The sequence below is a fragment of the Flavobacterium sp. TR2 genome, from assembly GCF_025252405.1.
In the GTDB taxonomy this organism is placed as follows: domain Bacteria; phylum Bacteroidota; class Bacteroidia; order Flavobacteriales; family Flavobacteriaceae; genus Flavobacterium.
In genome coordinates, this window is record NZ_CP104307.1 from 3,055,206 (window position 1) to 3,078,557 (window position 23,352).

Consider the following 23,352-nt stretch of genomic DNA (forward strand, 5'->3'; position numbering starts at 1 on the left):
AATTAAATTTATGTTTCAAAACTTCTCTTTAAATAGCTTTTTTTTTCATTTATTTGCTAAATAAATAGCTAAAAAATATGAAAAAGCAATCTGCAAAAGCCATTTTAACCGCGGCTTTATTTTTTGGGATTTCTTCAGTTTGGGCGCAGCAAACTCCGTCAGCACCAGCAGCAAATCCAGTAAACAATTACAATTATCATGATGCCTTTGGTCCTAATTTCTACACCAAAAATGGCACTCCAACCCGTACTGCGAGTGGTCAGCCAGGAATAGAGTATTGGCAAAATAGAGCAGATTATCAGATTACGGCAAAATTAAACGGTGTTACAAATGAAATTGTAGGTACAGATGAAATTACCTATACAAATAACAGTCCAGATAAATTAGGGTTTCTTTGGCTAAATTTAGATCAGAATCTATTTAAAGATGATTCTAGAGGAAACGCAGTCGTGCCTTTGACAGGAAGCCGTAATGGAGCTCAAGGACAGGTTTTTGATGGCGGGAACAAAATTAAATCGGTTAAAGTAATTTCTGGCGGAAAAACTAAAACAGAAGTTGAAGCAAAATATATTGTTACGGACACTAGAATGCAGATTTTCCTTCCGCAAGAATTGGCTGCAAAAGGAGGTTCTGTAAAAATTAAAATCGAATTCTCTTTCATTGCGCCTTTTGAAGGTTCTGACAGAATGGGAGTTTTGGAAACAAAAAACGGAAAAATCTTTACAATTGCACAATGGTACCCGCGTATGTGTGTGTACGATGATGTGCGAGGATGGAACACAGCACCATATTTAGGAGCATCTGAGTTTTATTTGGAATATGGTGATTTTGATGTGAAACTTACAGTTCCTGGAAATCACTATGTTGTAGCTTCAGGAGAGTTGCTAAACGGTCAGGAAGTATTTTCTGCAGAACAATTAAAGAGGTACAAAGACGCTTCAAACAGCGACAAAACAGTTATGATTCGTACCGCAAGCGAAGTTAATGCAACTGCTAACAGCAATGCTGGAACAGAAAAAACATGGCATTATAGAATCAAAAATGCTCGCGATTTTTCTTGGGCATCGTCACCAGCTTTCATTTTAGATGGAGCAAAAATTAATCTTCCAAGCGGTAAAAAATCATTGGCTTTATCTGCTTATCCTGTTGAAAGTGATGGGCAAGGCGCTTATGGACGCTCGACAGAATATGTAAAAGCATCAATTGAGCATTATTCTAAACAATGGTTCGAATATCCTTATCCAGCGGCTACCAACGTGGCAGGAAATGAGGGTGGAATGGAATATCCGGGAATTGTTTTCTGCGGATGGAAATCTAAAGGGCAAGACCTTTGGGGAGTTACAGATCATGAATTTGGACATATTTGGTTCCCAATGATTGTGGGTTCAAATGAAAGGCTTTTTGCTTGGATGGATGAAGGATTTAATACATTTATCAATTCAATAAGTACTGCAGCGTTTAATAACGGCGAGTACAAAGAACAGCCAACAGATTTGCATAATCAGGCAGAACCATTTACAAGACCTGATTTAGAAACTATTATGAGTTCTCCTGATAATATGAAGGAAGCTAATATTGGTATGCTATGCTACTTTAAGCCAAGCGCAGGTCTAGTAATTTTAAGAGAACAGATTTTAGGAAAAGAGCGTTTTGACAATGCATTTAGAACCTATATTCAGCGTTGGGCATACAAACATCCACAGCCAGATGATTTCTTTAGATCTATGGAAAATGTTGCTGGAGAAGATTTAAGCTGGTTCTGGAGAAGCTGGTATGTAAACAACTGGCGTTTTGACCAAGGTGTCAATTCGGTTAAATATGTGAAAAACGATCCAGCTAAAGGCGCTGTGATCACAGTAGAAAATTTTGATAAAATGCCAATGCCAATTGTTTTGGATGTTAAAACTAAAAGCGGAAAAACTACAAGGGTAAATTTACCGGTAGAAATTTGGCAGAGAAACAATTCTTGGTCTTTCAAGCACAATTCTACTGAAGAAATTGAAAGCATCACTTTAGACCCAGATCATGCTTTTCCAGACAATAATACAGCTAATAATGTTTGGACAGCAGGGAAAGGGAAAGTAGAAAAAGATCTTATTTTAGATCCATATTTAGGTAATTATATCACTTCAAAATCTCCTTTGACAATTGAATTGACAGAGAAAAACAGTGTTTTAAATGCAGAACTGCCAAATTACCCAAAATTTGCTTTGGATCCTGTAGCAAACGAAAAAGATACATTCGAATCGTCTAGAGCTGGTTTGAAGCTTAAGTTTAATGAAGCTAAAAACGGTTTCGATTTGATTCTTGTAGGAAACGGACAAGTAATTCCATTTACTAGAAAGTAAAAGAAATAAAATTAGAAGTTTAAAACCCGATAGTTATTTTAACTGTCGGGTTTTTCTTTTTGTTTCAAGTTTTTTGAGGTTTCAAGTTTCAAGTTTCAGGTTTCAAGTTTCAGGTTTCAAGTTTCAGGTTTCAAGTTTCAAGTTTCAAGTTTCAAGTTTCAAGTTTCAAGTTTGGCGGTTTCAGTTGCAAAAGTAAAGCCTTAGGAGCTCAGTATCTTAGAATCTTAGAACCTTCAAAAAACAACAAAACGTAAAAAAAATGTTAGAATTTTAAATTTTTGTTTTGTGAATTAAAAAATAATGTACTTTTGCACCGATGAATAAAATAAGTTTACATATAACTTCTTTGTCACGGACAAACTCACCGATTACTTCTCCCGAAGTACGGACACTTGCTATATAGTGTTCACTGAGTTTTATAGCCGTATATTTATTCATATCCATTTTTCATTTTGAAATCACATAATTTGTCCATTGGACAAACATATCCTAAAAGTATTTATTATTTTGTAAATTTTCTTAATCAATATTTTGATTTTGAAGGTGTTACTTCTTTTTTGCTTAATTTTATTGGATTCAATTCTGGATTTCAAACGAATCAATATGCTTTAATTTTTAACTCTAACTTCAATAATTGAAATGAAGATCTCTATTGTTGTAACTCAAGAAGAACATTTCAAGTATGCGCAGGAAATTTGCGATACGATAGAATCATCTGCCTTGTTAAGAGGTACGGGGATTGCTAAAAGAACTCCTGAGTACATTCAGAAAAAAATGGCAAATGGCGATGCGATGATAGCGCTGGCAGATGGGAAATTTGCAGGTTTTTGCTATATAGAAAGCTGGCAGCACGGAAAATTTGTAGCGCATTCTGGCTTAATCGTACATCCAGATTATAGAAGTCATGGTTTGGCTAAAAAGATCAAATCAAAAGTTTTTGAGTATTCTTTAAAAAGATTTCCAGACGCTAAAATATTTGGAATCACAACTGGTTTGGCTGTAATGAAAATTAACTCAGAATTAGGTTATAAGCCAGTTCCTTTCTCAGAACTCACAACCGATCCAAGTTTCTGGGCTGGCTGCAAAACGTGTACAAATTACCCAATTCTGCAAAGCAAAGAAAACAAAATGTGCCTTTGCACCGGAATGCTGTACGACCCAAAAGAAAAACAAAAAACACCGCCAAGACATCCTTTTAATGAGGCTGTTTTGAACAGGCTTAGAAAAATAAAACAAGCTTTATTCTTAAACAAAATCTTGTCATTTATTTTTTTATTCAAAATTTAATTAAAAAGAAATCTCAAACTGCTATATACGAAAGTATTAGCCTAAATTATAAAAAATGAAAAAAGTAGTATTAGCTTATAGCGGAGGATTAGATACCTCGTATTGTTTGAAATATTTAAAAAACGAAAAAGGTTATGAAGTTCATACCGTTCTTGTTGATACAGGAGGGTTTAGTGCAGAAGAATTATCAGCAATCGAAAAAAGAGCGTATGAATTAGGAAGTGCACAGCACGCAAATCTTACTATCGTAGATAAATATTACGATAAAGCAATCAAATATTTGATTTTCGGAAACGTGTTGAAAAACAATACATATCCATTATCTGTAAGTGCTGAACGTGTTTTTCAGGCAATTGAAGCTATAAAATATGCTAAAAAAGTTGGAGCAAGCGCTATCGCACACGGAAGCACAGGTGCAGGAAATGATCAAATTCGTTTCGATTTGATTTTCCAGACTATTGCTCCGGAAATCGAAATCATTACTCCAATTAGAGATTTAAAATTATCAAGACAGGAAGAAGTAGATTATCTGTCTAAAAATGGAGTTCACTATTCTTGGGAAAAAGCACAATATTCAATCAATAAAGGGCTTTGGGGAACCAGCGTTGGAGGTAAAGAAACGCTAACTTCCGGACAGCCTTTGCCAAGTGAAGCGTATCCTTCTCAATTGAAAAAAGAAGGAGAAGAGAAAGTAACACTTCATTTCGAGCAAGGAGAATTAGTTGGAATCAATGGTAAAACGGATAAGCCTTCAAACAATATTGTAGCGCTTGAAAAATTGGCAAACGCTTACGCAATTGGTAGAGATATTCATGTTGGGGATACTATTATCGGAATTAAAGGAAGAGTTGGTTTTGAAGCCGCTGCTCCGTTAATTATCATAAAAGCACACCATTTATTAGAGAAACATACTCTTGGAAAATGGCAGCAATACTGGAAAGAACAACTAGGAAACTGGTACGGAATGTTATTTCACGAAGGTCAGTTTCTAGATCCAGTTATGAGAAACATTGAAACTTTCTTGCAAGACACTCAAAAAACAGTAAATGGAACAGTAACCGTTTCATTAAAGCCATACCATTTCTCACTTGACGGAATCGAATCTGAAAATGATTTGATGAATACAGGTTTTGGTCAGTACGGCGAAATGAACAATGCCTGGACATCTGAAGATGCAAAAGGATTTATCAAGATTTTAGGAAATGCACAAAACATATTCTCATCTGTAAACAAATTAGATCATGATTAATGTCGGAATTATTGGTGGTTCGGGCTATACGGCCGGAGAACTCATCAGAATTTTAATGTATCATCCAAATGTAAACATCGATTTTGTTTACAGCACTACAAATGCCGGAAAACCACTTTCTGTAGCGCACCACGATTTGATGGGCGATATCGAAATGAATTTCACTGCAGAAATCAATCCGAATGTGAATGTTGTTTTCTTGTGTTTAGGTCACGGAAAATCGATTTCATTTTTGAAAGAAAATCAGTTTGCAAGCCATACGAAAATCATCGATTTAGGAAATGATTTCAGACTGAATAAAGATGCGCATTTCGAAGGAAAAGATTTTGTTTACGGATTACCTGAAATCAATAAAGCAGAAATCAAAAAGACAAATTATATTGCCAATCCAGGTTGTTTTGCAACTGCTATTCAATTGGCCTTATTGCCTTTAGCAAAGCATAATTTGTTGAATAACGATGTGCATATAAACGCTACAACAGGAAGCACGGGAGCAGGAGTAGGTCTTTCAGAAACGTCTCATTTCAGTTGGAGAAACAACAATATGTCGCACTATAAAGCTTTTGAACACCAACATTTGGGTGAAATTTCAGAAAGTTTGGTACAGCTTCAGGATGATTTTGACAGTGAGTTGCTTTTTATCCCAAACAGAGGAGATTTTCCAAGAGGAATTTTTGCTACACTTTATACATTATGTGATGACAGTTTGGAGCAATTGGTTGCAAAATACGAAGAGTTCTATAAGAATGAGCCTTTTGTAACCGTTACCACAACAAACATCAACATGAAACAAGTGGTGCAAACGAATAAATGTATTATTAGTTTATTGAAAAAAGGAAACCGGGTTCTCATAACATCAATTATAGATAACTTAACCAAAGGTGCTTCGGGACAAGCGATTCAAAACATGAATTTAATGTTTGGTTTAGAAGAAACTACAGGTTTGCATTTGAAACCAAGCGGATTTTAATTTTTAGTTTCAAGTTTAAAGTTTCAGGTTTCACGTTCTGTACGTTACTTGAAATAGATACGAAGAAACATAACTAGTTTTAAGGTTTGAAGTTTTAGTTTTCACGTTCAGTGAGTAACTTGAAACATGAAACCTGAAACAAAAACAAACAAAACAAATATGAACTTATTCAACGTTTACCCATTATACGACATAACTCCAGTAAAAGCAATTGATTGTACCATTATTGACGACAAAGGAGTAGAATATTTAGATTTATACAGCGGACACGGTGTGATTTCTATTGGACATACACAACCAGATTATGTAGCTAAATTGAAGAATCAATTAGACCATTTAGGATTTTATTCAAATGCGATTCAAAATCCTTTGCAGGTTGAATTGGCTCAGAAACTAGGAAAACTTTCTGGCCTTGAAGATTATGAATTGTTTTTGTGCAGTTCTGGTGCTGAGGCAAACGAAAATGCTTTAAAATTGGCTTCTTTCCACAACGGAAAATCAAGAGTGGTGGCTTTTCATAATTCTTTCCACGGAAGAACTTCTGCAGCAGTTGCTGTTACAGATAATAAAAAGATTGTAGCGCCAATAAATGCACAACAAGAAGTTACTTTTTTACCTCTAAACCAAATCGAATTGGTTGAAGCTGAATTGGCTAAAGGAGATGTTACAGCTGTAATTATTGAAGGAATTCAGGGAGTTGGAGGTTTGGATCAGGGAACAACTGAATTTTTTCAGGCTTTAGAAGCAGCTTGTAAAAAACACGAAGTTGTTTTGATTTTAGACGAAGTACAATCAGGATACGGAAGAAGCGGGAAATTCTTTGCTTTCCAACACCACGGAATCAACGCTGATATTATCTCAGTTGCGAAAGGAATGGGGAATGGTTTCCCTGTTGGAGCGATTTTAATTTCTCCAAAATTTGAAGCAAGTTTCGGATTATTAGGAACGACTTTCGGTGGAAGCCACTTATCTTGTGCCGCAGGAATTGCTGTTCTTGATGTAATTGAAAAACTGGATTTACAGAAAAATGTAAATGAAGTTTACGAATATTTCTTAGAGAAAATCAAAGAAGTGGAAGGGATCAAACAAGTAAAAGGAAAAGGCTTAATGCTAGGAGTAGAATTTGATTTTGATGTAGCGGCTTTAAGAAAGAAATTAATTATCGAAAAACACATTTTTACAGGAAGTGCGAACAATAAAAATCTATTAAGAATTTTACCGCCATTAACAGTGAAAAAAACGGATATCGATACGTTTGTAAAAGCGTTGAAAGAAAGTTTGGAAGAGCTTTAATCGTTTAATCGTTAATTCGTTTAATCGATTAACCGGTTAAACGAATTAACGATTAAACCAACTAACCAATTAAACCAAAAAAATGAAACCATTATCAATTGAAATACGTAATGCGGTTTTGCGGACTATGGCAAAGCTGGTCGAGCAGGAGCGAAATCAAATAATCCTGACCAATCAGGAAGATCTTGCGGCATACGACGGTTCTGACTTAGCAATGGAAGAACGCCTGAAAGTAGATGATAAAAAAGTCGATGAAATGATTTTGTCGCTTAATCAGTTAGCTTCACAGGAAGACCCCGTTGGCGTGGAGCGTTTTCATTTTACACATGATAATGGAATCAAAGTCATAAATAAAACTGCTGCTTTCGGAACGATTTTAATTATCTACGAATCCCGTCCCGATGTAACCATCGAAGCGGGCGGAATAGCTTTTAAATCTGGAAATAAGATCTTATTGAAAGGCGGAAAAGAATCTTTAAAATCGAATTTGAAAATAGTAAGTCTTTGGCACAGAGCTTTGGAAGAAAACGGAGTTTCAAAAGATTGGGTGGAATATCTGAATTATAACAGAACAGAAACTCAGGCTTTTTTAGAAAAGCCAACTCAAAAAGTCGATCTAATTGTTCCAAGAGGCGGAGAAAAATTAATAGAGTTTGTAAAAGCCCACGCAACCTGCCCGGTAATCGTAAGCGGACGCGGAAATAATTTTGTTTACGTTCACGAAAAAGCAGATACAGATTTGGCTTTAAAAGTAATTTTAAATGCTAAAACAGCTAAGATTTCGGCTTGCAATGCTTTGGATAAAGTTTTAATCGATGCAAAATTGCCAAATTTTGAAGGTTTCACAGCAATGCTGATTGAGGCTTTAATAGAAGCAAAAGTTGAGGTTATCGTAGATAAATCATTAGAGCATTTTGAAAATACCAAAACCATCGAAAATGAAGATATTTGGTATGAGGAGTTTTTAGATTACAAAATCGTAATCGGAACAATTGATTCTCAGGAAAGTGCAATCGAAATGATTAATAAGTACTGCGGAGGGCATTCAGCAGCAATTATTACAAAAGATGATGAAGCAGCGCAGCAATTTATGGAATCGATAGATGCAGCGGCAGTTTACCAAAATGCCTCAACCAGATTCACAGACGGCGGGCAATTTGGTTTAGGAGGAGAATTAGCCATAAGCACTGATAAACTCCATCAAAGAGGCCCAATCGGTCTTCAACATCTCGTAACCAACAAATGGTACGTGTACGGAGAAGGACAAATTAGATAGTTAGACTTTCTTAGATTGTTAGACTTCTTAGAATTTTAGATTGATGATTAACGATTTTTGATTGCAGATTATTGGAATTTGGAATTCAACTATAGATAAAGCATTGCGTCCCGAGGCTTCGAGATAGCGTTTGTAAACACAAACAATAAAAAAAACATAGCGCCCTTGCGTTAAAAATAACTTAGTGCCTTAGCGCCTTCGTGGCAAAAACAAAAGACATGGCAAAAAAAAGGATTTTATTAAAAATAGGAAGTAATACTTTAACCAAAGAAACCAATCATATTTCGCGGGGAAAGATTGAAGACCTTGGGATACAGATTGCAGCTTTAAACGACGAATATGAGTTTATCATAGTAAGTTCAGGAGCGATTGCTGCGGCAAAGCAATTTGTAAAACTGGATAATCAGGATAAAGATGTTTTTGTAAAGCAGGCTTTAGCTTCAATCGGACAGCCTCATTTAATGCGGATTTACAATGAAAATTTTAAGGATTTAGGATTGAATACTTCACAGTGTTTGCTTTCTTATTCTGATTTCGAAAAAGAGCAGACCAAGAAGAACATTGTAAATACGATTAATGTACTAGTTAAAAACAATTACATCCCGATCATTAATGAAAATGATACCGTTGCCACAGATGAGATTCGGTTTGGAGATAATGACAAATTAGCGGCTTTAACGGCGGTTCTTTTAAATGTTGATATTCTGATAATTGCCACCAATACAAACGGAATTTATACTAAAGAATCAATTCACGATGAAGTTCCGGAAACGATTAAATTAGTAAATGATTTAAAAACGCTCGAAAAGGAAATAGGAGATTCAAAATCATCTCACGGAACAGGAGGGATGCAATCCAAAATAGAAGCTGCCGCAATTTCAAAAGCAGCCAATATCGAAACCTGGATTGTGAATGGTTTAAATGATAATTTTATTCTCCGGGCATTGAATGACGACATTCCATTTACTAAAATTTTATAGCCACGAATTCACGAATTGTTCTTTTTGCTATCTAAACTAAATATTAATTCGAATTCATTCGAAAAAAAATAAGCGCAAAGATTGAAAAAAATAATTCGTGAATTCGTGGCGGAAAAAACAACATAAAAGCAAAAAACATGAACTATATTTCAATAAAAGACATCAACTCATTATCAAAATGGGTAAAACAAGCGATTAAAATCAAAAAGAATCCGCTTAAAAATCAGAGTTTAGGAAAGAATAAGACTCTTGGAATGTTATTCTTCAACCCAAGTTTAAGAACGCGTTTGAGTACTCAAAAAGCGGCTTTAAACTTAGGGATGAACGTTATGGTAATGAATTTTACCAATGAAGGCTGGACATTAGAATTTGAAGATGGAGCTATTATGAATTCTGGCGCTTCAGAACACATTAAAGAGGCAGCGGAAGTAGTTTCTCAATATTGTGATATCATCGCGATTCGTGCTTTTGCCGGTTTGGTTGACAAGGAAAAAGATTATCAGGAAACGGTAATTTCAGGATTTTTAAAACACGCGACAGTACCGATTGTCAATATGGAAAGTGCTGTTCGTCACCCATTACAGTCTTTGGCAGATGCGATTACGATGGAAGAATTCAAAACGAAACACAAGCCAAAAGTAGTGCTTTCATGGGCGCCGCACCCAAAAGCTTTGCCTCAGGCAGTTGCAAATTCATTCGTAGAAATGATGCAGATGCAAAAAGATATGGATTTTGTAATCACACATCCTGAAGGTTATGAACTGAGTCCTGAAATTACAAAAGACTGTAAAATCGAATACGATCAAAACAAAGCATTTGAAAATGCCGATTTCGTTTACGTAAAAAACTGGAGCAACTTCAACGACTACGGAAAAGTAACCAACAGCGATCCAAACTGGACGGTAACAGCTGAAAAAATGGCTTTAACCAACAACGGTAAGTTCATGCATTGCCTTCCTGTTCGTCGTAATGTAATTGTAAGCGACGAAGTTCTTGACGGAGAAAATTCAATCGTAATCGAACAAGCGAATAATAGAACGTACTCGGCACAATTAGTGTTGCAAAAGATTTTGAAGAAAATGTAAATAAAGATACAAAGGCTCAAAGTTGCAAAGGGACAGAGGTTTTACAGCCTTGAGAAAACCTTTGAACCTTTGAACCTCTGCCTCTTTGAACCTTGAAGACAATGAACGTATCAGTAATAAAAATAGGTGGAAACATCATCGACAATCCGGCAGAATTAGAACAGTTTTTGACTGATTTTTCTAAAATTGAAGGACATAAAGTTTTAGTTCACGGCGGTGGAAAATCAGCTACAAAAATGGCTCAGAGTATTGGATTGGTTCCGCAAATGATTGACGGACGCCGAATTACAGATGCTCCGATGCTTGATGTTGTGGTCATGATTTACGCCGGGCAAATCAACAAACATATTGTTGCGCAATTGCAGGCAAAAGATAATAATGCAGTTGGTTTTTCTGGAGCTGATGGGAATTTAATTCAATCCGTAAAAAGAAACCACCCAACCATCGACTACGGATTTGTAGGCGATGTAAAACAGGTCAATACCAAATTATTAGCTACTTTACTTGAAGCTGGAATTGTGCCTGTTTTCTGCGCGATTACGCACGACAAAAACGGACAATTGCTAAACACCAATGCAGACACAATTGCAAGCGAATTATCAATCGCATTATCAGAGGTTTTTGATGTAATGCTTACATATTGTTTTGAAAAACAAGGCGTTTTGCAGGATTCAGAAGACGATTCATCTGTAATAACAGAAATCAACGAAACATTATACAATAAACTGAAAGAAGAAAAAGTAATCCATTCCGGAATGATTCCAAAACTGGATAATTGCTTCAACAGTTTATCACGAGGAGTTCAGAAAATCAAAATTGGGCATCATAGAATGCTTCAAAATTCAGATATTCTGCATACAACAATTACGTTGTAAAGATATAGCCACGAATTACACGAATTGACACTAATTTTTTTCTGTTTAAAAAAGAGAAAATAATTTTTAAAATACATGAAAAAGTTCATTTTGATTTTAAATCAATGACAAAAAGATAATTTGTGAAAATTCGTGCATTTACTGGCAAAAAAACAGAACTGCGCAGTGCTTTTAAATATTAATTTTAGAAATTTGCGCAAATTAAAAATGTCGCATATTATTTAGTTAAGAAAGTAAAATCTTAAAAAAAAAACTTAGCGACTTAGCGCCTTTGCGGCAAGAGCACAACAAAATGAAAAATATAGATACGCTTACTCAGGAAGCAATTAGTTTATTAAAAAGCCTAATCGAAACCCCTTCATTTTCTAGTGAAGAAGATCAAACGGCTCTTTTAATCGAAAATTGGTTCCATCAGAATGAAATTCCTTTTAAAAGAGAAAACAATAATGTGTGGGCTTTCAACAAATATTTCGACGAAAACAAACCAACACTTTTATTAAATTCACATCACGATACCGTAAGACCAAACCAGGCTTATACAAACGACCCATTCAAAGCGATTGAAAAAGACGGAAAATTATTTGGTTTAGGAAGTAATGATGCCGGAGGCTGTTTAGTTTCATTACTGGCAACTTTTGTACATTTTTACGAAAATCAAAATTTGTCACATAATTTGGTAATTGTGGCTTCCGCCGAAGAAGAAAGCAGCGGAAAAAATGGTTTAAATAGTGTTTTGAAACACTTGCCAGAGTTGGATTGCGCGATTGTTGGAGAGCCAACATTAATGCAATTGGCAGTTGCTGAAAAAGGACTTTTAGTTTTAGATGTAAAAGTAAAAGGAACTGCAAGTCACGCAGCACATCAAAACGATGATAATGCTTTATACAAATCAATTCCGGTAATGGAATGGTTTAAAAATTATAAATTCGACAAAATATCAGACGTTTTAGGTCCTGTAAAAATGACCGTAACACAGATCAATGCAGGAAAACAGCACAATGTGGTTCCGTCAGAATGTGATTTGGTAGTCGATATTCGTGTGACAGACCGTTATACCAATGCTGAAATCTTAGAAGTTGTAAAATCAAATGTAAATGCAGAAGTGACGCCAAGATCAATGCATTTAAATGCATCGTCAATTCCAATCGCGCACGGTTTGGTTCAGGCCGGAATTGCTTTAGGAAGAACAACATACGGTTCGCCAACGCTTTCAGACCAATCAGTTTTGAGCTGTCAGTCTTTAAAATTAGGACCAGGAGAAACGTTGCGTTCGCATTCAGCAGACGAATTTATTTTTGTAAATGAAATTGAAGAAGGAGTCGATTTATATATCAAAATACTAACTGATTTCTTTAAATTATAAGAAAAGAAAAACCGCCACGAATTCACGAATTGTTTTTTATTATCTAAACGGAATATTAATTCTAATTAATTCGGAAAAAATAATCGCAAAGATTTGAAAAAAAATAATTCGTGAATTGCTTCGCCAGTTCGCTAGCGCTCGAGTCGTGGCAAAAAAAAAATAGCACCTATGAAACTTTGGGAAAAAGGAATACCAACAGATAAACAAATCGAGCAATTCACCGTTGGAAACGATCGTGAACTGGATTTGGTTTTAGCAAAATACGATGCTTTAGGTTCAATCGCGCACGCCAAAATGTTGGGTCAGATTGGCTTGCTAACTCAGGAAGAAACCACTTCGTTAGTTGATGCCTTAAACGAAATCATTGCCGATATCGTAGTTGGGAATTTCGAAATTGAAGACAGTTTTGAAGACGTGCATTCTAAAATCGAATATCTTTTAACGGTAAAACTAGGCGATGCTGGAAAGAAAATCCACACTGCTCGTTCCCGTAACGATCAGGTTTTGGTAGACGTTCATTTGTATTTAAAAGACGAATTAAAAGCAATAAAAGAACAGGTAAAAACACTATTTGATTTGTTGATGGAATCGGCAGAAAAACATCAAAATGTTTTATTGCCAGGTTACACGCATTTGCAAATCGCAATGCCATCATCATTCGGAATGTGGTTTTCTGCTTACGCCGAAAGCTTGATTGATGACGTTACGATGCTGAATGCGGCTTCAAAAATTGTAGATCAGAATCCGTTAGGATCTGCGGCAGGTTACGGAAGTTCATTCCCAATCAACAGAACATTTACAACAAAAGAATTAGGTTTCGAAACCTTAAAATACAATGCCGTTGCAGCACAAATGAGCCGTGGAAAAGCAGAAAAAACAGTTGCTTTTGCCATGACAAGCGTTGCAGGAACATTATCAAAATTCGCTATGGACGTTTGTTTGTATATGAGCCAGAATTTCGACTTTATTGGTCTTCCTGCGCATCTTACAACGGGTTCAAGCATTATGCCTCACAAGAAAAATCCGGATGTTTTCGAATTAATCAGAGGGAAATGCAACAAGATTCAGGCGCTTCCATACGAAATCACTTTAATTACAAACAATCTTCCTAGCGGTTATCACAGAGATTTACAGCTTTTAAAAGAAGGTTTGTTTCCAGCGATTCAAAACTTAAAAGCGTGTTTGGATATTGCTATATTTTCAATAAAAGATATTACGGTTAAAGATCATATTTTAGAAGATAAAAAATACGACTACTTGTTTACAGTTGATACATTAAACGAAATGGTTGTGGAAGGAATGCCGTTTAGAGATGCTTACAAAGCCGTTGCAGAGCAATTGGAAGCAGGAACATATAAATCTCCTAAAGAAACCAAACATACGCACGAAGGAAGTATCAATAATTTATGCTTAGACGCGATTAAAAATAAAATGAAAGCGGCTTTATAAGTAAGTCAAAAGTTTGTAAGTCAAAAGTCAAAAGTCATAAAAAAACGGTTATTGGAGTTGTCAATAACCGTTTTTTATTTTGGGAAATTAGATTTTTATTACTTTGAAAGTCTTTATTTTATTATCTAACTGAACTTTACAGATATAAATTCCTTTTGCAAGATTTCCGACGTTTAGCTCAAGTTTCTCATCGGGAGAAATATTTTTGGAATTCGAATATACTTTTGATCCATTTGAGGAGAACAAATTTACTTCTGCCAAACCATTGTCAGAACTTGAAAAATCAATATTTAAAAGACGATTAATTATCGATGGATAATATTTTAAATTCAGATTGTTGGCATTATCGTTTAATCCAAGATTATTGCAGCTCGTAGATAAAACACCTTGAGCGGTAACTTGAAGTGTTGCCCCAGCGCCGCAAGTCGGGTTCGAAATATATCCTCCTACATTTCCAATTGGCAACACACTATAGGTATAAGAAGGTTTTGCTGCTGTAGTTCCTGAATTTGCAGGAGCATTCAAACAATCTGTAAAAGCAATTCCGATTGTACCGCCGTCTGTACTTATGTAATTTTTGAAAGCAGTTCCAATTTTGGCAAAATCAGTTCCTTCAACATAACAAGTTGTATTATTGCTTCCGCCACCTAAACCAATGGCAAGCGAACCAGAAACAGAAGTATTGTAATAGCAATTTAGAATATGAAGTTCAGCATTTCTGGCTCTCGGCATTCTTTCTTTGCATCCTTCAGCCCAATAGCAGTTTTTAAAAGTAATACTGTAATGTCCGTCAGAAGGGGCATCTGTTTTAGAAGAGCCAACCAAGTCAGAAAAACGGTGGTCATCGGCTCCGCCAGAACCTCCAGCTTTTGGAGCTTTTAGATAAGTAAATTTACACCATGAAACAGTCACATTATCTGCAGCTCCTTTATTGTCAAAATTCCCATCCATTCCATCCTGAAATTCACAGTGGTCTACCCAAATGTTGGTTGCCTCAGAAGTCAGATTGTCGCGTCCGTCAACATCGTAAGCGCCTGGCCCTTCAAAAATTAAATTTCTGATGATAATATTATTCGAACCTGTTTTTAAACTTAGAATCCCTGATCCTGCAGCCGTTTGATCCAGATTTACTAATCTTGCGCCCGGAAGCCCAATTATGGTTTTGTCATTTACCTGAAGACTGGTGTAGGTGCAATTTATAGTTCCTGAAACTAAAATAACCTGTGGAGTAGTCAGTTTTAATTTAGCAGTTAATTCGGCTAAAGTGGTTACCGTTACAGGAGTTGCGTTACCGCCTCCAGTAGCAGAAGCGCCAAATCCTTCTGGAGCACTCATATAATAGTTTTGAGCAAACAGAAAGGAGCAAGGCAGAAGCAGTGCAAATAGAATAAGTTTTGTTTTCATTTAAATATGGTTTTATTGGCTTGTGTAATCGATTGCACAAATGTAAAAGAATTAAAATAATTTCAAATTGATTTTATATTTTTTTAGCTATATAGTTTTGATTTCAAGAATTATAATTGTTGTTTTTATATTAATTATGAATGTTAGAATCAGGATTTTTCTGTTTTAATAAGGAGAAAATTCATGCTAAATACATATATTTGATTTTACTAGCTTAAAATCATAATGAAAAAATTTAACGAACAATCTACGCTCAAACTATTTGAGAAAGGTTTAATTACAGAAAATCAGTTTGATGAAGTTAAAGAGTATCGAAACTTAAACATCTTTTCATTAAACGCAGAATTAAAATTATTTCTTTATTTATCCGTTTTATTATTTACTTCGGGAATCGGAATTTTGATTTATGAAAACATCGATTCTATAGGGCATATTGCAATATTGTCATTGCTTTTAATTGTGATTGCAGTTTGTTTTTACTATTGTTTTAAAAATTCTAAAGGTTTTCAGAAAACAGAAACAACGTTTGAGCATCCTGTTTTAGAGTATTTAGTTTTGGCAGGTAACATTCTGACCTGTATTTTCATCGGATACCTTCAATTTCAATACAAACCTTTTGGAGAACATTACGGATTGGCGACTTTAGTGCCGACCGTGGTGAGTTTCTTTTGTGCTTACTATTTTGATAATCGAAGTGTTTTGACAATAGCCATTACTGGTTTGGCTGCCTATGTTGGGCTTTCGGTTACGCCACAAGATATATTTAATGACAGCAATAATTTGTATGCAAGCCAGAGTTTAAGCTATTCTGCAGTGTTGTTAGGAGTTTTATTGGTTTTATGGACAATCTATAGCCGTCGAATTTCGCTCAAAATTCATTTTGGTTTGGTGTTCCTCACTTTTGCGCTGCACATTGTAAGTATTGCGGCAATTAGCAATCTAACAGGTTATGACACTTTAACATGGATGATATTTGCTATAATTTTAGCTGGCTCAACATATTATTTCTATAAAGCGAGTTATCAATATAGAGTAATGTCTTTATATGTATTCATGATTGTCTACGCGTACATTGGAGGAAACATTTTTTTGTTTAGAGTTTTTGAAAACGTTGACTTCTCAGATATTTGGGAGTTGTTTTTCTTCGTATTGCCCGCATATTTCGTTGGCTCAATCGTGCTTTTTATTAGATTAATTAAAAACTTTCATAAAGAAATTTCAGAATGATAGCATACAATAAGGAGAAGTTAAATAATGGAATTTTGGCTGATGAAGCTGATTCGTTATTTAAAGGAGGTTTTATCAGTAAAGAACAGAAGAAATTTATAGAAAAAGAACTGTCAGGTTTAAAAAGCCAGAATAATATCCTCGTGAGGTTAGGTTTCTTTTTGCTTGGATGCTTATTATACGGTTCAGTTTGTGGTTCAATCTCTGTATTTGGGTTAAGTGCCGAAAATGCTTTTTTTCAAATCTGCTGTTATCTTTTTGCAATAGTCGGATTTGCAGGGACGGAATTATTGGCAAATCAAAATTACCATAATCATGGTTTAGACGATGCCTTTATTTTAGGAGCACTATTAAATGTAGGAGTTGCAATTGCTGTAACAACAGAAGGGTACGAAATTGTTATTGCATTTTTCGTAGCAGTTGGAGCCCTTTTTATGTTTTTGAGATACTTGCATATCTTATCGATGCTTGTGTTCTGTCTTTCGGCGACTGCGTTTTTGTTTTACGGAATGTTTGAGTTTGGAGATATCGGAAAAGCGATTCTGCCGTTTGTAGCCATGATTTTTGCAGGAGCTTTTTACTTTTTGACCAAAAAAATAATGAATCGCTTAACGGAGAACTACTATTATAACGGATTATTATTGGCAAATAGTTTTTGTCTGGTACTGTTTTACCTTTCTTGCAATTATTTGGTTGTAAGAGAACTTTCAGCAGCACTTTTAGGAGCAGAAGTAAAACCAGGAACCGATATTCCGTTTGCATTTTTCTTTTACGCATTCACTTTTATTGTTCCAATCGTTTATTTAGTTCAGGCTTTAAAAACAAAAGATAGGATAATGCTTTGGATTAGTTTTTTAGCAATCGCATTTTCAATTTATACCATTCGATTTTATCATTCAGTTTTGCCGATTGAAGTTGCGCTTACGCTTGGCGGAGCCGTTTTATTTGCAATTGCTTACTTTTCAATTAGAAAATTAAAAGAAAAAGAGAGCGGATTGACTTTTAAGCCCGATAGAATCAATCATTCAGATAGTTTATTAAATGCAGAAGCTTTAGTTGTAGCTTCAACTTTCGGAATGAAGCCAGAAGTCAAAACAGATTCTCCAATGGAATTTGGAGGCGGAGGCTTTAGCGGTGGAGGGTCAGAAGGAAATTTTTAAATTGTTTTTTCGCCACGAATTCACGAATTTATATCTTCAAAGATTATAAAAAATAATTCGTGAATTCGTGGCGAAAAAAAAAACTACACTTTGCTTTTCAATGCTTCCGCATCAATGTCACTGTGCGAAACATCGTAAACGGCTTTTCCGTTTTTGATTAAAATCAGTTGTGGAGATTCGTGATACACTCCAAATCTGCTTGCAATTTCGTTTGAAACATCTCTGTGTGCTATCAGATCTAAAAAATAAGCATCAACAACCCCTTCAAGATCATATTCTCTTTCAAATTGTTTTAAAGCCATACGGCTAATGCTGCATCTTGTGCTGTGTTTGAAAATTACAACTGGTTTTTCATTTGAGATCGCTTCTATTTCCATTAATTGAAGCATATCAGTCAATTCTGTCCAATTTACTTTACTTTTTGCTGCTTCTGAGTTCTCTGAACTTCCGAAGATTGAATTAAAAAAACTCATGTTTGGCTTGTTTTATGACTTTTTGACGTGCTAAATTAATAAAAAAAACATTTTTACCGCCATTTTGTCTGTTTTTACGCTATGGAATATATTTTGAATATTTGATTGCAAAGTTAAATTATTTGAGTTAAAAAAGTACCTCAATAAATCGTAACTTTAATCTTATAAAATGTCAAACAAATAAAATCAATCAAAATCGTAAAAATATGAATATAAATAAGTTTACTATTAAATCGCAGGAAGCCATTCAGTTGTCTCAGCAGTTAGCGCAGCGAAATGGCCAGCAGCAAATTGAAAATGAACACATTTTCAAAGCTATTTTTGAAGTGGATGAAAACGTGGCGCCATTTATTCTGAAAAAATTAAATGTAAATGTGCCATTGTTTTTACAAATTTTAGACAGTACAATTCAGAGTTTTCCAAAAGTTTCTGGAGGCGACGTTATGCTTTCGAGAGACGCAAACAAAGCTTTGAATGAAGCTGAAATCATTGCACAAAAAATGAACGACGAATATGTTTCGATCGAGCATTTAATTTTAGCCATTTTTGACTCAAAAAGTAAAGTTTCTCAGATTTTAAAAGATCAGGGAGTTACAGGAAAAGGATTAAAAGCGGCTATTGAAGAATTAAGAAAAGGCGAAAGAGTAACTTCTGCTTCGGCTGAAGAAACTTATAATTCGCTGAATAAATATGCTAAAAACTTAAACGAATTAGCTCGTACAGGAAAACTGGATCCCGTTATCGGACGTGATGAAGAAATTCGCCGCGTATTGCAGATTCTGACTCGTAGAACCAAAAACAACCCGATGCTTATTGGGGAACCGGGAGTTGGTAAAACCGCAATCGCAGAAGGTTTAGCGCATAGAATTGTAGATGGAGACGTTCCAGAAAACTTAAAAGAAAAAATCGTTTTCTCACTAGATATGGGAGCTTTGATTGCCGGAGCCAAATATAAAGGGGAATTCGAAGAGCGTTTAAAATCGGTTGTAAAAGAAGTTACAGCTGCAGAGGGTGATATCGTGTTGTTTATTGACGAGATTCATACGCTTGTAGGAGCGGGTGGAGGCGAAGGCGCAATGGATGCCGCTAACATCTTAAAACCAGCTCTGGCTCGTGGAGAATTGAGAGCAATTGGTGCTACGACTTTAGATGAATACCAAAAGTATTTTGAAAAAGATAAAGCGCTTGAAAGACGTTTCCAAAAGGTATTGATCGACGAACCGGATACAGAAAGTGCTATTTCGATTCTTCGTGGAATTAAAGAAAAATACGAAACGCATCATAAAGTTCAGATTAAAGACGAAGCGATTATCGCAGCGGTAGAACTTTCGCAAAGATACATTACGAATCGTTTCTTGCCCGATAAAGCGATTGACTTGATGGACGAAGCAGCTTCGAAACTTCGTATGGAAATCAATTCCAAACCAGAAGAATTAGATGTTTTGGACCGTAAGATCATGCAGCTGGAAATTGAGATTGAGGCTATTAAACGTGAAAAGGAAGAAAGTAAATTAAAAATCCTTCACCTAGATTTAGCCAATCTGAAAGAAGAGCGAAACGAAATTTATGCAAGATGGAAATCTGAAAAAGATATCGTTGACGGAATTCAGGCGGTAAAACACGAAATTGAAGACTTTAAGTATGAAGCTGAACGTGCCGAACGTGAAGGCGATTACGGAAAAGTAGCCGAAATTCGTTACGGAAAAATTAAAGAAGCGCAGGAACGCCAAGAAACTTTGCAAAAACAGCTGTTAGAATTCCAATCTGGAAACTCTTTAATCAAAGAAGAAGTTACCAGAGAAGATATTGCAGAAGTTGTAGCAAAATGGACTGGAATTCCAGTAACCAAAATGCTTCAGACAGAAAGAGAAAAACTATTGCATCTTGAAGACGAATTGCACAAACGTGTAGTAGGGCAGGAAGAAGCAATAGAAGCGGTGAGCGATGCTGTGCGACGAAGCCGCGCCGGTTTGCAGGACATGAAAAAACCTGTGGGATCATTCTTGTTCTTAGGAACAACCGGAGTTGGTAAAACCGAGCTGGCAAAAGCTTTGGCAGAATATCTTTTTGATGATGAAAATGCTATGACTCGTATCGATATGAGCGAATATCAGGAGCGTCACAGCGTAAGCCGTTTGGTTGGTGCGCCTCCAGGATACGTTGGATACGATGAAGGAGGTCAGCTGACAGAAGCCGTTCGTAGAAAACCTTATTCTGTTGTACTGTTAGACGAGATCGAAAAAGCGCATCCAGACACTTTCAATATTTTATTGCAAGTTCTAGATGAGGGACGTTTGACAGATAACAAAGGACGTCTGGCCGATTTTAGAAATACAATTATTATTATGACCTCAAATATGGGAAGTAATATAATTCAGGAGAAATTTGAAAACCTAAAAGGTAGCGTTGAAGCGGCAACAGAAGCAGCTAAGAACGAAGTTTTAGGATTGTTAAAACAAACTGTTCGTCCTGAGTTTATTAACCGTATCGATGAAATTGTAATGTTTACGCCGCTTACAGTAGAGAATATCTCAAGAATTGTAGGTTTACAGTTGAAGAGCGTGACCAAAATGCTGGCTCTGCAAGGCATCACAATGGATGCTACTCCAGAAGCTATCGCATATCTGGCAGATAAAGGTTACGATCCTCATTTTGGAGCAAGACCTGTAAAACGTGTTGTTCAAAGAGAAGTTTTAAATCAATTGTCAAAAGAAATTCTGGCAGGAAACATAACAACAGAAAGTATCATTTTGTTAGATGCTTTCGATGGCAAATTGGTTTTTAGAAACCAGACCGCAAAATAATTTTTTTTTTAGTTAATCTTAAAGAAGCATCAGCATTAAAGCTGGTGCTTTTTTTTTGCCCGTGAATTCTGAAACTTTTTGCGCAATTCTTATAACAATAAATTTTGAATAAATATTCAATTTTAAATTTGTAAAAATCAGCAAATTATTAATTTAAAAATTAAAGATATGAATAATATTTTCAGAGGATTATTGGCAGGATACGGCGCCAAAAAACTAGGAGGAGGATGTTTCGGAACCATTATAGTTTTTATAATTCTGTGGGTTCTTTTAGGACAGTGCAATTAAAAATTCTATTCAGAAAAAGACGAATAAAAAGAATAAATTTTGATGCAATATTATTGGGCAGATTAAGTCAAAATGTCTAGATTCGCATCACTAAAAATAAATTTAAAAAATGGGTTCAGGTTTTTTCGCACTATTAGATGATATCGCAGCAATTATGGATGATGTTGCCGTAATGAGCAAAGTTGCAGCCAAAAAAACAGCCGGAATTCTTGGTGATGATTTAGCAGTAAATGCTGAAAAAGCTTCTGGATTTGCTTCGTCAAGAGAACTTCCTGTTTTATGGGCAATTAGCAAAGGTTCTTTATTAAACAAAATTATCATTCTTCCAATTGCATTTTTGTTAAGCGCATTTTTTCCAATTGCCATTATGGTGATTTTAGTATTGGGAGGATTGTTTTTGGCTTACGAAGGTGCGGAGAAAATTTATGAATTTATAGTTCCTCATGCACACGAAGAATCAGAAGGAATAACTGATGAAGTGCTTACTGAAGAAGAAATTTTAGTAATCGAAAAAGACAAAGTAAAATCAGCAATTGTAACCGATTTTATCCTATCGGTAGAAATTGTAATTATTGCCTTGGGAACTGTAATCGGGAAGCCATTGCTGTCGCAGATTATTACGGTTTCAATTATCGCAGTGATTGCTACGGTTGGAGTTTACGGAATTGTGGCGCTTATTGTTCGTATGGATGAAGTGGGCTTCAAAATGATTCAGCACAGCAAAAAAGAAAAAAGCCTTTTAAAAAGCATTGGAAATATATTGGTTCAAGCGCTTCCAAAAGTGATTAAAGCATTGACTGTTATTGGTACAATTGCCTTAATTTTGGTTGCAGGCGGATTATTTGTTCACAATATCGAGTTTTTCCACCATCTTTTGCCAAACTTTCCGTCCATTATAAAAGAATTTGCAATCGGACTTATCATTGGTTTTATTGTCTTGGGAATTGTAAATATCTTCAAAAAGATTTTTAAAAAGAAAGCAGCTTAATTAAGCCTAGATAAAAAACAGTAAAGAAAAAACATCAGTTAACGCTGGTGTTTTTTTGTTTTTGGAGCAGTTCAAATCGTTTTCAAAAGAAAGTTCGCTCCCGCTATCAACTCTATCTTTTCCCTGCTGCTGCCAGCAGGAAAAAGGATGCCGTTTCTATCGGGGCTAAGCTAGAAATTTTTATTTTCATGAGAAATAGCAGCATTTTTTTTAAAATTTTACACTGAATAAGTTGTTGATTTTTAGTTGTTTAGTTTTTAATTGTTTTTTTTAACATTTTATCTCAAGCAACCATCGCAACTAAGCGACATCTTCATAGTAATTAACAATTAATTATTATTTTATATGAAAAGTTTTAGATTAAAATCAGTTTTAGTAGTATTATTTTTATCAATTGGATTTGTTTCATGCAGTAACGACGATGATAACGATAAAACACCAGCTCCAACTGAAAAGGCTGCTTTAGTAACAGAAATTAAAGGGCCGGAGACAGGAAAAGTAAATGAAGAGCTAAGCTATGATGTAACTTATATTATAGATAATGCCTGTGGACAATTTGATAAAATCTCAGAAGTGACAATAGGAACAGAAAAAGGTTTACAGGTAGTTGCAAAATACCCAGCTACTGGAGCTTGTACGATGCAAGTGCCAGATCCGCAAAAAACTGTTTATAAGTTTAAGTCTGCTACAAAAGGCACTTTTGAAATTAAATTCAAAAAATCAGAAACAGAATTCTTGACTAAAAAAGTAGTGATAGAATAGCCTAGACTCTTAGTTTGATTATTTTTAGGTTTATAAGCCGTTTTGCAAAAGTTTAAATTTTAAACTGCTGC

19 protein-coding genes are annotated in these 23,352 nt (G+C 35.3%); 16 read left to right on the forward strand and 3 right to left on the reverse strand.

The window, feature by feature from the left end:
• Nucleotides 1–77: 77 nt before the first annotated feature.
• Nucleotides 78–2,348, forward strand: coding sequence for a M1 family metallopeptidase (locus N4T20_RS13505; RefSeq protein WP_260669657.1), 2,271 nt, complete (start codon nucleotides 78–80; stop codon nucleotides 2,346–2,348).
• Nucleotides 2,349–2,618: 270 nt separating this feature from the next.
• Here the strand turns inward: N4T20_RS13505 and N4T20_RS13510 are convergent, their stop codons facing one another.
• Nucleotides 2,619–2,786: a hypothetical protein gene (locus N4T20_RS13510; RefSeq protein ID WP_260669658.1), complete on the reverse strand. Its 168-nt coding sequence runs from the start codon at nucleotides 2,784–2,786 to the stop codon at nucleotides 2,619–2,621.
• A 201-nt stretch (nucleotides 2,787–2,987) separates the two neighbouring features.
• Between N4T20_RS13510 and N4T20_RS13515 the strand changes: the two genes are divergently transcribed.
• The 10 genes from N4T20_RS13515 (at nucleotide 2,988) to argH (ending at nucleotide 14,175) form a co-directional block, all read left to right on the forward strand.
• A complete protein-coding gene (locus tag N4T20_RS13515) occupies nucleotides 2,988–3,635 on the forward strand; it encodes a GNAT family N-acetyltransferase (RefSeq protein WP_260669659.1) in 648 nt (215 codons plus the stop codon).
• Nucleotides 3,636–3,690: 55 nt separating this feature from the next.
• Complete coding sequence (locus tag N4T20_RS13520) at nucleotides 3,691–4,884, forward strand: argininosuccinate synthase (RefSeq protein ID WP_260669660.1); 1,194 nt, start codon at nucleotides 3,691–3,693, stop codon at nucleotides 4,882–4,884.
• The gene (gene argC / locus N4T20_RS13525) at nucleotides 4,877–5,854 is read left to right on the forward strand and encodes an N-acetyl-gamma-glutamyl-phosphate reductase (protein WP_260669661.1); all 978 of its coding nucleotides are present in this window, start codon (nucleotides 4,877–4,879) and stop codon (nucleotides 5,852–5,854) included. Before N4T20_RS13520 ends, argC begins: the two co-directional genes overlap by 8 nt.
• 159 nt (nucleotides 5,855–6,013) lie before the next feature.
• Nucleotides 6,014–7,147, forward strand: coding sequence for an aspartate aminotransferase family protein (locus N4T20_RS13530; RefSeq protein ID WP_260669662.1), 1,134 nt, complete (start codon nucleotides 6,014–6,016; stop codon nucleotides 7,145–7,147).
• A gap of 82 nt (nucleotides 7,148–7,229) precedes the next feature.
• Nucleotides 7,230–8,423: a glutamate-5-semialdehyde dehydrogenase gene (locus N4T20_RS13535; protein ID WP_260669663.1), complete on the forward strand. Its 1,194-nt coding sequence runs from the start codon at nucleotides 7,230–7,232 to the stop codon at nucleotides 8,421–8,423.
• 218 nt (nucleotides 8,424–8,641) lie between these two features.
• Nucleotides 8,642–9,403, forward strand: a complete 762-nt coding sequence (gene proB / locus N4T20_RS13540; protein WP_260669664.1) for a glutamate 5-kinase — start codon at nucleotides 8,642–8,644, stop codon at nucleotides 9,401–9,403.
• Nucleotides 9,404–9,540: 137 nt separating this feature from the next.
• The gene (locus tag N4T20_RS13545) at nucleotides 9,541–10,488 is read left to right on the forward strand and encodes an N-acetylornithine carbamoyltransferase (protein WP_260669665.1); all 948 of its coding nucleotides are present in this window, start codon (nucleotides 9,541–9,543) and stop codon (nucleotides 10,486–10,488) included.
• Between the two features lie 101 nt (nucleotides 10,489–10,589).
• Complete coding sequence (gene argB, locus N4T20_RS13550) at nucleotides 10,590–11,363, forward strand: acetylglutamate kinase (RefSeq protein WP_260669666.1); 774 nt, start codon at nucleotides 10,590–10,592, stop codon at nucleotides 11,361–11,363.
• A 292-nt stretch (nucleotides 11,364–11,655) separates the two neighbouring features.
• Nucleotides 11,656–12,726, forward strand: a complete 1,071-nt coding sequence (locus N4T20_RS13555; protein WP_260669667.1) for a M20 family metallo-hydrolase — start codon at nucleotides 11,656–11,658, stop codon at nucleotides 12,724–12,726.
• A 168-nt stretch (nucleotides 12,727–12,894) separates the two neighbouring features.
• Nucleotides 12,895–14,175 carry an argininosuccinate lyase gene (gene argH, locus N4T20_RS13560; RefSeq protein ID WP_260669668.1) on the forward strand — a complete coding sequence of 427 codons (1,281 nt, stop codon included), beginning with the start codon at nucleotides 12,895–12,897 and terminating at the stop codon, nucleotides 14,173–14,175.
• Nucleotides 14,176–14,262: 87 nt separating this feature from the next.
• On the opposite strand, the gene N4T20_RS13565 is transcribed toward argH, so the two are convergent.
• Nucleotides 14,263–15,579: a T9SS type A sorting domain-containing protein gene (locus N4T20_RS13565; RefSeq protein ID WP_260669669.1), complete on the reverse strand. Its 1,317-nt coding sequence runs from the start codon at nucleotides 15,577–15,579 to the stop codon at nucleotides 14,263–14,265.
• A gap of 225 nt (nucleotides 15,580–15,804) precedes the next feature.
• Here N4T20_RS13565 and N4T20_RS13570 point away from each other — a divergent pair, with 225 nt between their 5' ends.
• Entirely contained in the window at nucleotides 15,805–16,806 is a 1,002-nt protein-coding gene (locus tag N4T20_RS13570) for a DUF2157 domain-containing protein (protein ID WP_260669670.1), read from the forward strand.
• Nucleotides 16,803–17,966 (forward strand): hypothetical protein, encoded by a 1,164-nt coding sequence (locus N4T20_RS13575; RefSeq protein WP_260669671.1) that lies wholly within the window; start codon nucleotides 16,803–16,805, stop codon nucleotides 17,964–17,966. The genes N4T20_RS13570 and N4T20_RS13575 overlap by 4 nt, the downstream gene beginning before the upstream one ends.
• Nucleotides 17,967–18,049: 83 nt before the next feature.
• On the opposite strand, the gene ytxJ is transcribed toward N4T20_RS13575, so the two are convergent.
• Nucleotides 18,050–18,439 carry a bacillithiol system redox-active protein YtxJ gene (gene ytxJ, locus N4T20_RS13580; protein ID WP_260669672.1) on the reverse strand — a complete coding sequence of 130 codons (390 nt, stop codon included), beginning with the start codon at nucleotides 18,437–18,439 and terminating at the stop codon, nucleotides 18,050–18,052.
• 206 nt (nucleotides 18,440–18,645) lie between these two features.
• Here ytxJ and clpB point away from each other — a divergent pair, with 206 nt between their 5' ends.
• From clpB to N4T20_RS13595, 3 genes are all read left to right on the forward strand, one after another.
• Nucleotides 18,646–21,243 carry an ATP-dependent chaperone ClpB gene (gene clpB / locus N4T20_RS13585; RefSeq protein ID WP_260669673.1) on the forward strand — a complete coding sequence of 866 codons (2,598 nt, stop codon included), beginning with the start codon at nucleotides 18,646–18,648 and terminating at the stop codon, nucleotides 21,241–21,243.
• A 397-nt stretch (nucleotides 21,244–21,640) separates the two neighbouring features.
• Nucleotides 21,641–22,519, forward strand: coding sequence for a DUF808 domain-containing protein (locus N4T20_RS13590; protein WP_260669674.1), 879 nt, complete (start codon nucleotides 21,641–21,643; stop codon nucleotides 22,517–22,519).
• Between the two features lie 345 nt (nucleotides 22,520–22,864).
• Nucleotides 22,865–23,281 (forward strand): hypothetical protein, encoded by a 417-nt coding sequence (locus tag N4T20_RS13595; protein ID WP_260669675.1) that lies wholly within the window; start codon nucleotides 22,865–22,867, stop codon nucleotides 23,279–23,281.
• Nucleotides 23,282–23,352: the final 71 nt, after the last annotated feature.

Bases quoted from the DNA above. Each gene is read 5' to 3' on its own strand.
- N4T20_RS13505 (WP_260669657.1), top strand. From the start codon at position 78: ATGAAAAAGCAATCTGCAAAAGCCATTTTAACCGCGGCTTTATTTTTT.
- N4T20_RS13510 (WP_260669658.1), bottom strand. From the start codon at position 2,786: ATGAATAAATATACGGCTATAAAACTCAGTGAACACTATATAGCAAGT.
- N4T20_RS13515 (WP_260669659.1), top strand. From the start codon at position 2,988: ATGAAGATCTCTATTGTTGTAACTCAAGAAGAACATTTCAAGTATGCG.
- N4T20_RS13520 (WP_260669660.1), top strand. From the start codon at position 3,691: ATGAAAAAAGTAGTATTAGCTTATAGCGGAGGATTAGATACCTCGTAT.
- argC (WP_260669661.1), top strand. From the start codon at position 4,877: ATGATTAATGTCGGAATTATTGGTGGTTCGGGCTATACGGCCGGAGAA.
- N4T20_RS13530 (WP_260669662.1), top strand. From the start codon at position 6,014: ATGAACTTATTCAACGTTTACCCATTATACGACATAACTCCAGTAAAA.
- N4T20_RS13535 (WP_260669663.1), top strand. From the start codon at position 7,230: ATGAAACCATTATCAATTGAAATACGTAATGCGGTTTTGCGGACTATG.
- proB (WP_260669664.1), top strand. From the start codon at position 8,642: ATGGCAAAAAAAAGGATTTTATTAAAAATAGGAAGTAATACTTTAACC.
- N4T20_RS13545 (WP_260669665.1), top strand. From the start codon at position 9,541: ATGAACTATATTTCAATAAAAGACATCAACTCATTATCAAAATGGGTA.
- argB (WP_260669666.1), top strand. From the start codon at position 10,590: ATGAACGTATCAGTAATAAAAATAGGTGGAAACATCATCGACAATCCG.
- N4T20_RS13555 (WP_260669667.1), top strand. From the start codon at position 11,656: ATGAAAAATATAGATACGCTTACTCAGGAAGCAATTAGTTTATTAAAA.
- argH (WP_260669668.1), top strand. From the start codon at position 12,895: ATGAAACTTTGGGAAAAAGGAATACCAACAGATAAACAAATCGAGCAA.
- N4T20_RS13565 (WP_260669669.1), bottom strand. From the start codon at position 15,579: ATGAAAACAAAACTTATTCTATTTGCACTGCTTCTGCCTTGCTCCTTT.
- N4T20_RS13570 (WP_260669670.1), top strand. From the start codon at position 15,805: ATGAAAAAATTTAACGAACAATCTACGCTCAAACTATTTGAGAAAGGT.
- N4T20_RS13575 (WP_260669671.1), top strand. From the start codon at position 16,803: ATGATAGCATACAATAAGGAGAAGTTAAATAATGGAATTTTGGCTGAT.
- ytxJ (WP_260669672.1), bottom strand. From the start codon at position 18,439: ATGAGTTTTTTTAATTCAATCTTCGGAAGTTCAGAGAACTCAGAAGCA.
- clpB (WP_260669673.1), top strand. From the start codon at position 18,646: ATGAATATAAATAAGTTTACTATTAAATCGCAGGAAGCCATTCAGTTG.
- N4T20_RS13590 (WP_260669674.1), top strand. From the start codon at position 21,641: ATGGGTTCAGGTTTTTTCGCACTATTAGATGATATCGCAGCAATTATG.
- N4T20_RS13595 (WP_260669675.1), top strand. From the start codon at position 22,865: ATGAAAAGTTTTAGATTAAAATCAGTTTTAGTAGTATTATTTTTATCA.